This window comes from Polaribacter sp. 2305UL8-11 (assembly GCF_058147165.1).
On record NZ_JBYVJW010000010.1, the window covers coordinates 88015 to 103516 of the forward strand.

Genomic DNA, 15502 nt, shown 5'->3' on the forward strand with positions numbered 1-15502 from the left:
ATGTCAAATAAACAGAACGCTACAAAAGTTCCAATGGGACAAAAAATTGCTTTTGGGTTAGGAATGTTATCTAACCAAATGTTTCCAGCTGCTTTAGCTATTTTTATGGTGGTTTTAGTTCAAGACTATGCCTTTCCAACTTGGATGTGGGGAATCTTATTTTTCCTTCCACGTATTTTTGATTCTGTAACAGACCCAATTATGGGCTTTATTTCAGACAACACAAAATCTATTTGGGGCAGAAGAAGACAATACGTCCTTTTAGGGGCTTTAATTATGGGAGTTTCCTTTGCGCTACTATGGCAATTATATATAGAAGATGGTGTAAATTATAATTTCACCTATTTTTTAATCTGGTCTTTAGTCTTTTATTTAGGGCTTACAATTTTTAGTGTACCTTATGTAGCAATGGGTTATGAGATGAGTGATGATTTTCATGAGCGTACAAATATTATGGCAGTAGCACAATGGATTGGTCAATGGGCTTGGGTAATTGCACCTTGGTTTTGGGTGGTAATGTATGATGATAGTTGGTTTGGAACTACTACAGAAACAACAAGAACTTTAGGAATTTGGGTAGCTGTTATTTTTGCAGTTTTAGCAATGATACCTGCACTTTTTATAAAAAGTAAATCTACTAAAGATGATGAAAGTTTAACACCTTTAACACTAAAAACCATTGGAGGAAGTTTAAAGCAAATTATAGAAAATTTTAAAGAAGCATTTAAAATAGAGCAATTTAGAAGATTATGTTTTTCAACATTTTTAATTTACAATGCTTTTAATGTTGTTGCTGGTTTCTCATTTTTTATTGTAGTTTATTATTTGTTTAATGGAGATGCTGCTGCTGCAGGTCTTTGGCCTACACTTTTAGGAAGTATAGGAGCCTTATCTACTACTTTTTTAGTTATACCTATAGTAGCTAGAATGTCTAAAACTATGGGTAAAAAGAAAGCATTTATGGCTTCTCAAGGAATTTCTGTACTTGGTTATGTAATGCTTTGGTTTTTGTTTATACCAGGTAAACCCTATATGTTTTTAATTGCTTTGCCTTTTTTCTCTTTTGGAATAGGAAGTTTATTTACATTAATGATGTCTATGACTTCAGACGTTATAGATATTGATGAGTTAAATACTGGAAAAAGAAGAGAAGGTGTTTTTGGAGCAATTTATTGGTGGATGGTAAAGTTTGGTTTTGCTATTGCTGGATTATTAACAGGTGCAATTATGACATTAGTTGGCTTTGTTCCAGATACAGAAAATACAGAGGCGTCAATTACAGGAATAAGACTATTCTATTCAGGGTTACCAATATTAGGTACATTAGGAGCTATGTGGATTATGCGTAAATATGATTTAACAGAAAAAAGAGCTTTAGAAATAAGTGCAGAATTAGAAAAAAGGAAACAAAATTAATACAGTCAAAATATATGTCATATAGAGAAGGTCATCATTTTTCCTTAAATTTTAAAGAAGGAATAGAAGATTTAGGAGTAGATTTTTCGTCATATTCGTTAGATGATTTAAAAAAACTTTGGAGACAAACATTAAATCAAGGTATGCATGGTATCTGCTTCAGTATGTATGAAGATGGTCAAGAACCAGGAGATACTATTACAGAAGCGCAAGTAGAAAGAAGAATTAAAATTTTAAAACCTTATACAAAATGGATTCGTTCTTTTTCTTGTATAGAAGGTAATGAGCACATTCCTAGAATAGCAAAAAAGCACGGTTTAAAAACTATGGTTGGTGCTTGGTTAGGAGACGATCCAAAGAAAAATGGGCAAGAATTAGAAGCCTTAATAAAATTAGGAAAAGAAGGTTGTGTAGATATTGCTGCAGTTGGTAACGAAGTATTATATAGAAACGATTTATCTTTAGAAGAACTACTAAGTTGTATTCAAAAAGTAAAAAATGCCCTTCCTAATGTAACTGTAGGTTATGTAGATGCGTATTACGAATTTTCTAGGCACCCAGAACTAGTAGATATTAGTGATGTTATTTTATCAAACTGTTATCCTTTTTGGGAAGGTTGCCCTTTAGAATATTCTTTAAATCACATGCAGAGTATGTTTAATCAAGCAACAGAAGCAGCAAAAGGTAAAAAAGTAATTATAACAGAAACAGGTTGGCCTAGTGAAGGAGGTAATGAAGGAGCTGCACAATCATCTATAGAAAATGCAATCAAATATTTTATAAACACTCAACTTTGGTCAGTTAAAAAGAATATAGAAGTCTTTTACTTTTCTTCTTTTGATGAATCTTGGAAAGTAGGAGATGAGGGAGATGTTGGAGCCTATTGGGGGTTATGGGATAAGAAAGAGAAACTTAAATATTAATTCAATCACTTTAATTATCAACTTTTTAAGTTATTTTTTTAAAACTCAGTATATCAAACTCGATTTACTGAGTTTTTTAAGTTTTAAAAACTATACTTTGTTTTTTTTAACCTTAACAACTTTAAAAACACCTATACATTACCAATACATAACATAAAATTAAGTAATGAATTTAAAACTTTAACATTTTAAAAAACAATAAAATTGTAAGCTATCACTGGTTTTTTTGAAAATTTATTTTCAAAAACTCTTTTTTTGAGCCTTGTATGTTTTTTGTTGAGGTGTTAAAAGTTAAAATTAAACACATTATAGGTAATATTGTATAGAACAATTTAAAATACATAAATTATGAAAAAAATTACTTTATTATTTGCATTATTAATAACTTCAATTGGATTTGCACAACAAGTGCTTATTGAAGATTTTGAAGGTACTACACCTGTAGAAGGTTTTGGAGGCTTAACTACTTCAGTAGAAGCAGCACCAAGTGGTTCAAATGGTAAGTCTTTAAAATTAGTAGCTACAGCTGGAGGTCAAGTTTGGCAAGGTGGAAAATTTACACTTCCAACTGCAGATATGGATTTTACTACAGACAAAACAGCATCTGTAGATATTTTTTCTAACACCGCTTTTACCATTATGGGTAAAGCTGAAGGAGCAGGTGTAACTGCTTCTGCAGATATAGAACAACATACAGGTTCTGGTTGGGAAACTATTACATTTACTTTTAATACTGGTGCAGATAATACAGGAACTGCTAATGGATCATATAATTTGTTAGCATTTTTCCCAAATAGAAAAAGTGATGATTCTGGTTGGAATACTCCAACAGATTTTACTTTTTACGTAGACAATGTAAAAGCTAAAAAAGTTGCTAACGATCCTGCAGATGATGCGACTTTAAGTGACTTAAAAGTAGACGGAACAACAATAACTGGTTTTTCAACAACTGTAGAAAACTATGAGTATTTTGTTTCATCAGGAACAACAACTGTGCCAACTGTAACAGCAACTACAACCCAAGGTGTGGCAACAACAGTAATAACAGCTGCAAGCTCTATACCTGGAGATACAACAATTAAGGTTACTTCTGGAAACAGTAATGTAACTAAAACCTACAAAGTATCATTTAAATTAGAAATAGCACCAAGTGATGCTCCAACAACTCCACCAACAAGAAATGCAGCAGATGTTATCTCTGTATACGGAGAATCATATGGAACTGCAACAGGACTTAATGGAGTAGCATGGGATAATGGAGCTGATGCTGTAGAGGCTTCTTATGCAAGTAATAATGTTTTAAAAATCACTAATGGTACAGGAGATTTTATAGGTTTTGATATTGGTAACACTGCTGGTTTTGTTAATGCTACAAACATGACTCATGTACATGCAGATTTTTGGATAGCAGGAGATTATGTTCCTGGTCAGGTTTTAAAGGTTAAGTTATCAAATCACGATGATACAAAAGAAATTAATGCAATAATTAAAGAAGTTGTTCCTGCTGCAAGTGATGCACAAAAATGGATTTCTTTAGATTTGGAATTAGGAGCAGATGCTAGAGATAAGATTAAACAAATACTTATAATTTATACTAATTCTGCTGGAGCTCCAAGTACTATTTATGTAGATAATATTTACATGTACAGAGCAGCAACAGCAAGTGTAGACAATAATAAAATATTAGGTTTTGCAATGTATCCAAACCCAGCTAATAACCAGTTAACTATTTCTGCAAAAGAAACAATTTCTAAAGCAGATGTATTTAATGTATTAGGTAGAAAAGTAAAATCTTTTGCAATTAATAGTGCAAATAAAACTTTAGATATTTCTGACTTAAGTTCTGGAATTTACTTAGTAAAATATGAATCTGCAGGTAAAACAGGTACAGCTAAATTTATAAAACAATAAGGTTAATATTGGGGGATATTACTCTTATTTTATTATTAACGCTCAAGATTCATTTCTTGGGCGTTTTTTAAATACCAAAGTTTTTTGCATATTTGCAACTTAAAATAATAAAAATAATTAAATTTTTAATTGATGAATATATATAAACTACATAAAAACGGACGCTTTTTGCGACTAATCCAGTCTGTATTCTAGATTAAAAACTATAAATAAAATAGAAAAAGCGTCCAAAATTCATTTTTTGGACGCTTTTTTTATAAAAAATTATAGATGATAATACCAAATGTAGATTTTAGTTACATATCACAAAGCCAAAGAGTTACTTCTAAACTCAGCATCTGCTAAAAAGCAGATAGGAAATCTACTGTCTAAAATCAACTTAAATAACTGATTATCAATAAAATAAATTAAAATTTTATTTGTGTAATTCAAAAATACGTTTTAGGTTTGCATCGCAATCAAGTACAGAGCTTGACAATGTAAAAGCAACAAATAATATTAATATTGAAATGTCACCTTGAGCGAAGTCGAAAGGTCTTTCAAATAAAATACGAAGTACAATGTTCAATTATCCATTAAACAAAAACATACAAACAGAACTAGGTTTTGTTTCTTGTTTACTTCGCGACTTTCACAAATATAAATAGCAATTTATCTATTATATATGAAAAGTCCGAAGTTGTAAAATTTCGGACTTTTTTATGATTTAATTTCCTAAAGAACTTTCCGAATTAAAATTTTAAGAATTGGAATCAACTTAAAAGTTGACATCCTAAAACAAAACATCTCAAAATTAAAATTATGGGAAATAAATTAAAAGGAAAAGACCTAATCAAATTAGGCTTTCCAAAGAACAATAGTATCAATATTGCTTTAGGGCAAATCAATAGATACAGAAAAAGAGAAGCCAAAGAGCGCATTTTAGAAGAAGCCAAAGAAGTTTTATTAGCTCCAGAAAAGTTTCAAGGAAATGCCATTTGGGGAAAAGTTGCAGAAGGTTTGGTAAAACCAGTGGAAGTAAAAATGCATCAATTGAAAAAAACCAGAGTTCCATTTTCTATTTATGGCGAAAATGAAATTGACGAACAAGCAAAGTATCAATTGTACGATGCTTTAAAATTACCAATAGCCGTGCAAGGAGCTTTAATGGCAGACGCACATTATGGTTATGGTTTGCCAATTGGCGGAGTTTTAGCCACAGATAATGCCATAATTCCTTATGGAGTAGGTGTAGATATTGGTTGCAGAATGTGTTTAACAGTGTATCCAATTCCAGTTTCATTTTTGAAAGGGAAACAACATCAATTTGAAAATATTTTAAAAGATCACACAAAATTCGGAATGCGAGAAACGCATGCTAAAAAACATGATCACGAAATATTTTATAGAGATGAGTTTTCAGAAATTCCGTTGATAAAACGCTTAAAAGACAAAGCGTATAAACAATTAGGAACTTCAGGAAGTGGCAATCATTTTGTAGAGTTTGGTACAGTTGCAATCACAGAAAACAACAATGAATTTGGATTAGAAATTGGCGAGTATATAGGTGTTTTATCACACAGTGGTTCACGAGGTTTGGGTGCAAATATTGCAAAACATTACACGTATTTGGCAACAAAACAATGCCATTTACCAAAAAATGTGCAGCATTTGGCTTGGTTAGATTTAAATACGCATGATGGACAAGAATATTGGCAAGCAATGAATTTAGCAGGAGATTATGCCAAGGCTTGTCATGATGATATTCACTCAAGAATTGCAAAGTTAATTGGTTCAAAACCTGTAGCAAAAATTGAGAATCATCACAATTTTGCTTGGAAAGAAACCGTAAATGGTAAAGAATGCATTGTACATAGAAAAGGAGCAACACCAGCAAAAAAAAACGAGTTGGGTATCATTCCAGGCTCTATGACAGCACTAGGTTTTATCGTTCGTGGTTTGGGAAATTCGGCGAGTTTGCAATCAGCTTCACATGGAGCAGGTAGAAAACATTCTCGCAGAAAGTGTAAAGAAAAGTTCACCAAAAGTGATATCAAACATCAGTTAAAAATGAACGATGTTACACTAATTGGAGGTGGAATTGATGAAGCACCAATGGCGTATAAAGACATTAAAAAAGTGATGGCAAATCAACAAGAATTGGTAGAGGTGTTAGGCACATTTACACCAAAAATTATAAGAATGGATAAATAGTATTTGGGCGTTCCTTTATCCTGAAAGCATTCAGGACCAAGGTCGGGCTTTACACTATATCTTTTTTTAGTGTCATTGCGAAGTTTACCTCAAGTAAACTGTGGCAATCTCAATTTAGAAACAGATTGCTTCATTTCATTCGCAATGACGCTAATTAATAAGCAATAAAAAAAGGATGTCGTTTCAATCCCTAACGCACTTTTTTGCTAGCGAATAGCAAAGTGCAAAGAGCTAAAAGTAAATTAAAAAACTAAAGAGTGTGTCATTTTTAGCAAAACGTAGTGAAGTCGAAAAATCTCTTTTAAAAGATTATGAGATTTCTCCATAAACTCGAAATGATAAAAAAAATGAAAAAATGAAAGCAAAAAATATAAAAGATAATCAGTCTGAGTTCCTTCCCTTTGGGAAGGTTAGGATGGGCTACAAAACAATACAAATATCAGCAGGAAAAGGACCAGCAGAATGTGAATACGTGGTAGCAAAAGTGTTAAGAATATTCTTGTTAGAATTGATAAGCAATAAGATTGATTATACAATTCTCAACAGAGAAACAGGAATAGAAAATGGCACCATACAATCTGTAAGTATTCAATTAAAAGGAAATAATCTTGCTGATTTTACAGCAAATTGGTTGGGTACTATTCAATGGATTGGAACTTCAACATTTAGAAAGTTTCACAAACGTAAAAACTGGTTTATAGGTTGTTTTGAGGTTGATGAGATTCCTGCTTTTGCAAGAATAAAAGATAAGGAAATTCAATTTCAAGCCATAAGAAGTTCTGGAGCAGGAGGTCAACACGTAAATAAAGTAAGTTCTGCAATTAGAGCAAAAGATCTAAAAACAGGAATTCAAGTTTTGGTTATGGACAGCAGATCTCAACATCAGAATAAAAAAATAGCTATAAAAAGGTTACAAGAAAAATTAGAAGAATTTACAATAGATCAATCAAAAGAACAACTCAAGAATCAGTGGGAAAATCATCAAACCTTAGAAAGAGGAAACCCAATTAGAGTTTTTAAAGGGACTGATTTTAAAGTAGTAAAAAAAGAAAAATCATTTAAAAGTAAAAGAAATCAACTTAAAAATGATTTAAGAAAACAATTGAAGTAAAATATCAAATGTCACCTTGAGCACAGTCGAAAGGTCTTTGAGATTTCTCTGCAAGGTCGAAATGACAAACTAAAACAATTGGAATAAATTATATTGATTACGTCCTGCAAGGTTTTAAAAACCTTGTAGGTATTAAATAAAGTATTGAAAAAATTAAACCTACAAGGTCAGAAAGACCTTGCAGGATAAAAATTTAATAAAATGGGAACATTAGTAAACAATTACGTGTTTAAAGCATTAGAAAATTATCCTTACGATCTAGATGAGGTTATGGAAGCTTTGAATTACGCCTTGTCTTATGACGATAAAAACACAATGGCTTTAACATTGTTAGGTAAAGTATATGCAGAAAAGTTGTATAAATACGATGAAGCTATAGTATACTTTAAAAAAGCATTAGCAGAAAACATCAATGCTTTTGAGGTGTATGAACCTTACATAAGAGTCTTGTTATGGAACGAAGACTATAAAGAAGCAGAAAACTTTATTGATTTTGCATTAACAGTAAAAGGTTCAGATAAAGCTGTTTTACATTTAAAAAATGCAGTTTTAAAATAAAAACTTAAAAAATATAAAGAAGCTTTAGTTGATGTAAAATTAGCAAAAAACCATACATATAATGAAGATTTTATGTTTACTGTAAGTGAAGTAAAAGATAGAATTAAAGGGAAAATTCCAAAGAAAAAGAAAGTAAAACCATCTAAAAATGATAAAAAAAAGAAGAAAAAGAAAAAATAATTTTATTGCGCAAATAGATTGCGCAATTGTGTCAAATATTTGCAGAGTTATTAAGAAAAAGAAAATAAGTTCACCTCACTTTAACGAGGCGTAAAGTGAGGTTTTAATAAAAGAAGAGTAGCACGTTTGAGCTCCTTCCCTTTGAGAAGGTTAGAATGGGCTTTTAAAATATCAAGCAAGTCTTGTTGGGTGTTTCTGTATAGCACTATTGTATAATTTCGTGCAGTTTTTGTATTCGATTTTTATATACAACTGGTCTTGAAGGTTTTTTATTATTTGCCAAAAAATAATAGCAACTCTATATACGAAGGTTCGAATCCTTCTCACATTTTTATGTGATAGCAAAGTGGCAATGCAATAGAGAAATTCGTGGGTTCGAATCCCACTATCCGACTTTAATTGGATATGGCAGAGTGGTCAAATGCAATAGATTGTTAATCTATTAATTAGGTAAGCCTTTTGGTGTGCTGGTTCGAATCCAGTCTTTAACTCGAGATTATGTCTCTCGCTGGTTTTAGTTAACTAAAGCTCATCATCTTTTAAAACTGATGACCAAAAAAAGAAACAATACGTTGTTGTGAGCTCTTGAAGAGCACTCAAAAACGTATTTGAAATTTCTATTAGAAAATTTAAAAAGTAATGACTTTTTACAAATCAATTGATATCAATTTTGATGTTAATCCATTTTTAAAAACGAGTTATGGCTTCAATTTTCAATACAAATTTCCGTTTGTGGATGAGCGCAATAACGTATTGTTTTATAAATAGAAGTGATATTTTTCAACTTCACACTGTTTCACTAAAAATGACACAGAGTTTGTCATTTCGAACGTAGTTGAGAAATAAAAAAAATAGAATTAAAAATAAATAAACCTAGAATAAAGTTTAGGTTAATTAAATAAGTGAATTATGAAAAAAGTAAGAATTAACACAGGAAAAGTAGGTTTGGTTTTCAAAAATGGAGATTACCAAAAAGTAATTACAGCAGGAACGTATTGGTTAAGGTTTAGCCAAAATGTGATTGAATTTGATTTGACAAAAGAATTTGTAATTACTGTTGTAGCCAAAGAAGTTTTATTAAAAGATACAGTTTTAGCAGATATGTTAGAAATTATTGAGGTAAAAGACAACGAGTTAGTTTTTGTATATGAAAACAAGAATTTCAAAAGAGTGTTAACTGCTGGTAGATATTTCTATTGGAAAGGTTTTGTAGACAGAACATTTACAAAAATTGATATTGGTAAAATTTACATTACAGAAAAATTTGATAAAGCTTTGTTCAATAATTATGAAGTGGCAAAATACATCAGATTGTTTGAAGTAGCAGCTTATGAAAAAGCAGTTTTATTAGTTGATGATGTATATGCCAAAACCTTAACAGGTGGAACGTATAGATTTTGGAAAAATGATACAACTATCAAAATTGCAAAAGCAGATTTGAGACAGTTGCAATTAGAAATTGCTGGTCAAGAATTGTTAACCAAAGACAAAGCTACTATCAGAATTAACTTTTATACACAATATAAAGTAGTTGATATTGAAAAAGCATTGTTAGGCAACAAAGACTACGAAAAGCAACTATACATTTTAATGCAATTGGCTTTAAGAAGTTATATTGGCGGTTTTACATTGGATGAGTTGTTAGAAAACAAAGAAAATATTGCAAATGCAGTGTTTGATGAAGTTTCTAAAAGTACAGACAAGTTAGGTGTAAAAGTATTGAATTGCGGAATGAGAGATGTAATTTTAACTGGAGATATGAAAGAAATTATGAATCAAGTTTTAATTGCACAAAAGCAAGCACAAGCCAATGTAATTACCAGAAGAGAAGAAACAGCTTCTACTAGAAGTTTATTAAATACTGCTAAATTAATGGAAGATAACGAAATGTTATTTAAGTTAAAAGAAATGGAGTATGTAGAGAAAATTGCCGATAAAATTGGCGAGATTACTGTCTCTGGAAATGGTAATATGGTAAAGCAGTTAAAAGAAATTTTTGCTGTGAATAAGTAAAAGGGTTTTGTCTCCTTGAGCGCAGTCTAAAGATTATTTATTTTCCAATAATATAAATAGTTCTCGACTGCGCTCGAACTGACATTTTTAGAATAGAGTTACATTCTATAACTCAATTTCAATAGGAACATTCACATTTTGATATTTTTCGTCTAACAAAGAAGCATTTACAAAAACAGTATTATTTCTGGTTGTTTTTCCATACGCTTCATGAATATGCCCAAAAACATGCAATTTTGGTTTAATTTCTAAAACCTTGTTTCTTAGTTCTTCACAACCAGCATATTCTTCGTTTTTTGTGAGATCTAAAATTTTGTGTGGTGGTCCATGAGTGATTAAAATATCTGTGTTATTCGGAATCAAATCCCAATGTTTTTTTATTTCACGTCCTCTTTTTCTATTAAATGCCCAATTAAAAAATGTTGGCTGAATAGGAGAACCCCAAAATTTAATTCCGTTAATTTCACAACCAGAATCGTTTAAGTAAATAAGGTTTGGATAGCTTATTTTAACGTTGTTTTTTACAGCTTCTTCAAAATAAAAATCGTGATTTCCTGCAATAAAAATTTTGTGTTTGTGTGGTTGCGATTGAAACCATTTTACAAAAGCATCAATTTCTGTTTTTCTACCTGTTGCAGAAACATCACCAGCGTGAATTAAAACATCACCCTCAGGAATTCTAAAGTTGTGGTTACTATGTGTGTCAGAAATTAGAACGATTTTCATATAAAAACCAAAATTAGAACTTTTTTATTTGTAATTTCTAGTTGCTTGATGCAATTTTCCTAAAATTCTATTTCGAAATTTTTCTGGTTTTAAAACTTCTATCAGCTCTCCAAAACCAAGAATTTTACGTTCTAATTCAAAATTAATTTGAACAAAAATGTTAAAGATGACTCCATCATCAGTATGTTTTATAATGCGTTGAGATTTATGAAAAGGTTTTGTAATTACATAAGGTGCATTCTTTTTTTCTATCCAAAATTGAATTCTTTGAGGCCTTGAATTTGAAACTGTAGCTCCAATTACGTCTTTATAATAAATGTCTCCATCAACATTATTATCAACATAATCTATATTCTCCTCTAAAGAAGTGTCTATAATTCTGTCTAAAGCCAATGTGTAATATTTGTTTTTATTCAAACATAATAAAAACCATCGATTATTAAATTCTTTTAATAACTGTGGATGAACAATCATATCACTTGCATTATGCGCTTTAAAAGATTGATATCTAATTTTTAAAACTTTTTTCTGCTGAATAGCATTGTAAAGAGGATCAATAAATTCCAATCCTTTTAATTGTTCGTTTTTATCTAAATGAATAATCGATTTTTTGTCTTTTTGTGATGAATAAACAGAATCTTCCAAACGTTGTAAAACCCCATCCATTTCTTTAAATAAAGAAAAATCTTTAAACTGACGTAATAATTGAATGGCATCATTCATAATCTTTACGTCATTATCTGTTACAGGAATATTCATAATGCTGTAATCTTCATCAGAATATTTATAAAAACGTCTGTTGTAAACCTCAATAGGTGCATTATATCCCAATTTGTCACTTCGCATTAACTGGATATCTAACTGAATTGTACGTTTACTCACATTTACATCTTTGCCTTCATATTCGTACAAAGCATCAGAACAGGCTTCAATTAAATCGTCTAAAGTCCATTTTTTGAATTTGTTTCTTAAACAATAATCAATGGTTTTATATCTGATTAGTGCGTTTTTGTTTGATGCCATTTTGTGGTTTTTTTATACTTCACAAACTGTCAGTTCGAGTGATTTCGCTTTTTTTTGCGAAATTGTATCGAGAACAATTTAATTGTAAAATTTTTAATAAAAATAACAATTAATTCCAACTACGCAAAAACATTGCGCAACTCTGTAAGATGTTTGTAGTGGAATTGTAAGAATAGAGAATTCTTATATTAGTAATCGCTCCACAAAACAAGGAGTTTGTGGAGCACAACAAAGAAAAAAATGGAAAATAAAATGAATATATCAGGAAAAGAAATTATCGAATTAGGTTTTAAACCAGGAAATTGGTTTCCAGAAGCTATAGAATACATCAATGCAAACGAATTAACAGAAGCGGAAATGTTAGCTTATTTAGAGCAATTTAAACCAGCTCCAACAATCGGTTTATTAGAAAATCCTGCTGAATTGATTATCAATATAAAAGCAGAAAACGAATTGGAAGAAATTAATGTGAATTCTGTAGTAACTTCTATGAAAACTTTAATGAAAACTCCAACAATTGTAAATGGTGCAATTATGCCAGATGCTTGTCCAACAGGATCAGAAGGAACAATTCCTGTGGGCGGAATTGTGGTTGCAAAAAATGCTATTCACCCAGGAATGCACAGTGCAGATATTTGTTGTTCTGTACTATTAACAGATTTCGGAAAAGTAGATCCAAAAGATGTTTTAGATGCAGCACATTCAGTAACGCATTTTGGTCCTGGAGGAAGAGATAGAAATACGCAGTTTAGGTTTCCTATGGATTTATTAGCAGAAATTGAAAGAAATCCGTTTTTGAACAATCAAAAATGTATTTCTGCAGCCAGAAGTCATTTAGGGACACAAGGAGATGGAAATCACTTTTTGTTTGTGGGGAAATCTAAAAATACAGGAAATACGATGTTAATTACACATCATGGAAGTAGAGGTTTTGGAGCAAATTTATATAGTAGAGGAATGCATGTTGCAGAAAAATTTCGAAAAGAATTGTCGCCAGAAACTTTAAAACAAAATGCGTGGATTCCTTATGAAACAGAAGAAGGAAAAGCGTATTGGGAAGCTTTACAGATTATTAGAAAATGGACAAAGTTAAATCACGAAGTTTTGCACGATGCTACTTTAGAGAAATTAGGAATCGAAAAAGAAAATAGATTTTGGAATGAGCATAATTTTGTTTTTAAAGACGGAGATTTGTTTTACCACGCAAAAGGAGCAACTCCTTTAGATGCGAAGTTTATGCCAGATATTACTGGGCCAAGATTAATTCCTTTAAATATGGCAGAACCTGTTTTAATTGTAGAAGGAAAAACAACCAAAAGTAATTTAGGTTTTGCACCTCATGGAGCAGGAAGAAATGTAAGTAGAACACAACATAGAAAAAGTAAAACAGGCACAAACGAAGAAATTTTTGAACAAGAAACCAAAGATTTAGATATTCGTTTTTTTTCGAATGAAATTGATATTACAGAATTACCATCTGCATATAAAAATGCAGAAACTGTAAGAAACCAAATGGAAGAATTTGGTTTAGGAACTGTAATTGATGAAGTGATGCCTTATGGTTGTATTATGGCTGGAAACTGGCAGAAAAATGCTCCTTGGAAAAATAGGAGGAGACAAGATAAAAGGAATGGAAATAATGGAAGAAGTCAAAGAAAAAGCAATAGAACTTTTATTAGACATCATCTCAAAAGAAGATTTTGAGATGATGCTTTATGAGAAAGTAAAAACTGAAGATTTAATTAAAAACAAATTGCTTTTTGATTTGGTAAATATCAATTTTAGATTAGAGAGTTTTAAAAAGCCATTGTTAGAAATTGTTGAAAAAGAAATTTCTGAAGAAGTTTTTATTGTTTACAAGGTTAAAACGTATTCAGAAAAAATAAAAGATGAAAATAATACTAAAACTATACTTTATTATTTTAGTAAAATTTATGATTTATTTGATTTTGACCAAGAATATAGCTTAATGTGGGAATTTTATAACATCAATGTAGAATTAGATTTAGTTGAATTTGGATATGAAAATAAATCTAAAGTTGTTCTGAATTTGAAAAAAATATGTTCTTTAGTTTGTTCTGAATTTAATAGGTTATCAACTTTAAATGAGAAAGTAGTTTTTTTAGTTGATGGTTTTGAAGAAGAGAAAGAAATTTTATCTATAAAAGATAAATTTATGACTAAAAAAAATCCTCATAAAAAATGGTATGAATTCTGGAAGTAAAAATATATTTCACTACTTTTAAATAAAATTGCAAGAATTCCAAAAACATGATACATTCTCAAGAAGAACTCATAGAAAAAGCCATTTTATATTTTAAAAGAGGCGATTTTTCTTTAGGTTACAGAATCCTTTTAGACGCTGGTTTAAATACAGATTCAGAAATTATATTTTCTAAAGTTTTAAACTTTGTAGCCATATATGAAAAAGAAAGTAGCGAAGACAAATCTTCGCTACTTTCTTTGTTTGAAAAATGTGCGACTGAAATAAAAAGTGTAAAAGTTGAAAATAAAAACCTACTTGGACAAACGATTTTAAAAGCAGATAATATTACTAAAAATTATAATAAAGGAAGATTTGTTTTAGGGCCTGTTAACGTAGAATTGAAAAAAGGAGATATTTTTGGTTTGGTTGGCGAAAACGGAAATGGAAAAACTACTTTATTAACTGTTTTAGCTTCTTTGATAAAACAATCTTCAGGAAATTTATCGTATTCGTTTTCTACTGAAAATAAAGACAAATACGATGTTTTATCCAAATTAGTTTACATACCACAAAGAACACCAGTTTGGTATGGAAGTGTTTTAGATAACTTAAAATTTGCATTAATTCATCATGGAGTAAAAGGAAATAAAAACGATTTGTTAGTTTTAATGATGGTTGCCAGATTTGGACTTTGGAAATACAAAGATTTAAAATGGAGCGAACTTTCTTCAGGCTATAAAATGCGTTTCGAGTTGGCAAGAACCATGCTTCGAAAACCAGAAATTATTTTGTTAGATGAACCTTTGGCAAATTTAGATATTTTGGCACAACAAATTATTTTAGAAGATTTAAGAATGATTTCTAAATCGCCAGTAAACCCAATTGCAATGGTGTTTTCTTCGCAACAATTGTATGAAGTTGAAAAGGTTTCAGACGAAGTTATTTATTTAAGAAACGGAAAACCATCAGAAAACTTGAATCTGGAAAGAAAAGAAAATCAGCATGTAATTATAGAAATCGATACAGAAAACTCCAGAGAAGAAATTGAGAGCGTTTTTAACGAAAATCAGTTAGAAAAATTAGAGTTTAATGGCGGAGTTTACATCCTATATTTTAAAGAAGGTTTTTCTTTTAATGATTGTTTAGCTGTTATTGCTAACAACAATTTTAATGTGCAATACATAAGAGATATTTCTAAATCTTCAAGACGCTTTTTTGTCTATTAATCTTCTAAAAATACAA

12 protein-coding genes are annotated in these 15502 nt (G+C 30.4%); 10 read left to right on the forward strand and 2 right to left on the reverse strand.

Translation table 11 applies throughout. From position 1 onward, the window contains the following. The 7 genes from ACY2RW_RS10565 (at position 1) to ACY2RW_RS10595 (ending at position 10305) form a co-directional block, all read left to right on the forward strand. Positions 1-1416 carry an MFS transporter gene (locus ACY2RW_RS10565; protein WP_490122695.1) on the forward strand — a complete coding sequence of 472 codons (1416 nt, stop codon included), beginning with the start codon at positions 1-3 and terminating at the stop codon, positions 1414-1416. Between the two features lie 14 nt (positions 1417-1430). After that, a complete protein-coding gene (locus tag ACY2RW_RS10570) occupies positions 1431-2339 on the forward strand; it encodes a glycoside hydrolase family 17 protein (RefSeq protein WP_490122696.1) in 909 nt (302 codons plus the stop codon). A 348-nt stretch (positions 2340-2687) separates the two neighbouring features. Further along, a complete protein-coding gene (locus ACY2RW_RS10575) occupies positions 2688-4250 on the forward strand; it encodes a T9SS type A sorting domain-containing protein (RefSeq protein WP_490122697.1) in 1563 nt (520 codons plus the stop codon). A gap of 801 nt (positions 4251-5051) precedes the next feature. Further along, a complete protein-coding gene (locus ACY2RW_RS10580) occupies positions 5052-6443 on the forward strand; it encodes an RtcB family protein (protein ID WP_490122698.1) in 1392 nt (463 codons plus the stop codon). Between the two features lie 415 nt (positions 6444-6858). Then, complete coding sequence (gene prfH, locus ACY2RW_RS10585) at positions 6859-7554, forward strand: peptide chain release factor H (RefSeq protein ID WP_490122743.1); 696 nt, start codon at positions 6859-6861, stop codon at positions 7552-7554. Positions 7555-7755: 201 nt separating this feature from the next. Then, on the forward strand, positions 7756-8112 hold the full coding sequence (locus ACY2RW_RS10590; protein ID WP_490122699.1) for a tetratricopeptide repeat protein: 357 nt from the start codon (positions 7756-7758) through the stop codon (positions 8110-8112). 1089 nt (positions 8113-9201) lie between these two features. Further along, the gene (locus ACY2RW_RS10595; protein ID WP_490122700.1) at positions 9202-10305 is read left to right on the forward strand and encodes a slipin family protein; all 1104 of its coding nucleotides are present in this window, start codon (positions 9202-9204) and stop codon (positions 10303-10305) included. A gap of 105 nt (positions 10306-10410) precedes the next feature. Here the strand turns inward: ACY2RW_RS10595 and ACY2RW_RS10600 are convergent, their stop codons facing one another. Next, positions 10411-11031: a metallophosphatase domain-containing protein gene (locus ACY2RW_RS10600; protein WP_490122701.1), complete on the reverse strand. Its 621-nt coding sequence runs from the start codon at positions 11029-11031 to the stop codon at positions 10411-10413. A 24-nt stretch (positions 11032-11055) separates the two neighbouring features. Beyond that, entirely contained in the window at positions 11056-12054 is a 999-nt protein-coding gene (locus tag ACY2RW_RS10605) for a helix-turn-helix transcriptional regulator (protein WP_490122702.1), read from the reverse strand. Between the two features lie 252 nt (positions 12055-12306). Between ACY2RW_RS10605 and ACY2RW_RS10610 the strand changes: the two genes are divergently transcribed. The 3 genes from ACY2RW_RS10610 to ACY2RW_RS10620 are packed head-to-tail and all read left to right on the forward strand — an operon-like array spanning position 12307 to position 15486. Beyond that, complete coding sequence (locus ACY2RW_RS10610) at positions 12307-13758, forward strand: RtcB family protein (RefSeq protein ID WP_490122703.1); 1452 nt, start codon at positions 12307-12309, stop codon at positions 13756-13758. After that, entirely contained in the window at positions 13694-14278 is a 585-nt protein-coding gene (locus tag ACY2RW_RS10615; RefSeq protein WP_490122704.1) for a hypothetical protein, read from the forward strand. The genes ACY2RW_RS10610 and ACY2RW_RS10615 overlap by 65 nt, the downstream gene beginning before the upstream one ends. Before the next feature lie 47 nt (positions 14279-14325). Next, a complete protein-coding gene (locus ACY2RW_RS10620) occupies positions 14326-15486 on the forward strand; it encodes an ABC transporter ATP-binding protein (protein ID WP_490122705.1) in 1161 nt (386 codons plus the stop codon). The last annotated feature ends 16 nt before the right edge of the window (positions 15487-15502 follow it).

Excerpts from the sequence above, each read along its gene's own strand:
- ACY2RW_RS10615 (WP_490122704.1), top strand. The coding sequence starts at position 13,694 with ATGGAAGAAGTCAAAGAAAAAGCAATAGAACTTTTATTAGACATCATC.
- ACY2RW_RS10595 (WP_490122700.1), top strand. The coding sequence starts at position 9,202 with ATGAAAAAAGTAAGAATTAACACAGGAAAAGTAGGTTTGGTTTTCAAA.
- ACY2RW_RS10620 (WP_490122705.1), top strand. The coding sequence starts at position 14,326 with ATGATACATTCTCAAGAAGAACTCATAGAAAAAGCCATTTTATATTTT.
- ACY2RW_RS10600 (WP_490122701.1), bottom strand. The coding sequence starts at position 11,031 with ATGAAAATCGTTCTAATTTCTGACACACATAGTAACCACAACTTTAGA.
- prfH (WP_490122743.1), top strand. The coding sequence starts at position 6,859 with ATGGGCTACAAAACAATACAAATATCAGCAGGAAAAGGACCAGCAGAA.
- ACY2RW_RS10565 (WP_490122695.1), top strand. The coding sequence starts at position 1 with ATGTCAAATAAACAGAACGCTACAAAAGTTCCAATGGGACAAAAAATT.
- ACY2RW_RS10590 (WP_490122699.1), top strand. The coding sequence starts at position 7,756 with ATGGGAACATTAGTAAACAATTACGTGTTTAAAGCATTAGAAAATTAT.
- ACY2RW_RS10570 (WP_490122696.1), top strand. The coding sequence starts at position 1,431 with ATGTCATATAGAGAAGGTCATCATTTTTCCTTAAATTTTAAAGAAGGA.
- ACY2RW_RS10580 (WP_490122698.1), top strand. The coding sequence starts at position 5,052 with ATGGGAAATAAATTAAAAGGAAAAGACCTAATCAAATTAGGCTTTCCA.
- ACY2RW_RS10575 (WP_490122697.1), top strand. The coding sequence starts at position 2,688 with ATGAAAAAAATTACTTTATTATTTGCATTATTAATAACTTCAATTGGA.
- ACY2RW_RS10610 (WP_490122703.1), top strand. The coding sequence starts at position 12,307 with ATGAATATATCAGGAAAAGAAATTATCGAATTAGGTTTTAAACCAGGA.
- ACY2RW_RS10605 (WP_490122702.1), bottom strand. The coding sequence starts at position 12,054 with ATGGCATCAAACAAAAACGCACTAATCAGATATAAAACCATTGATTAT.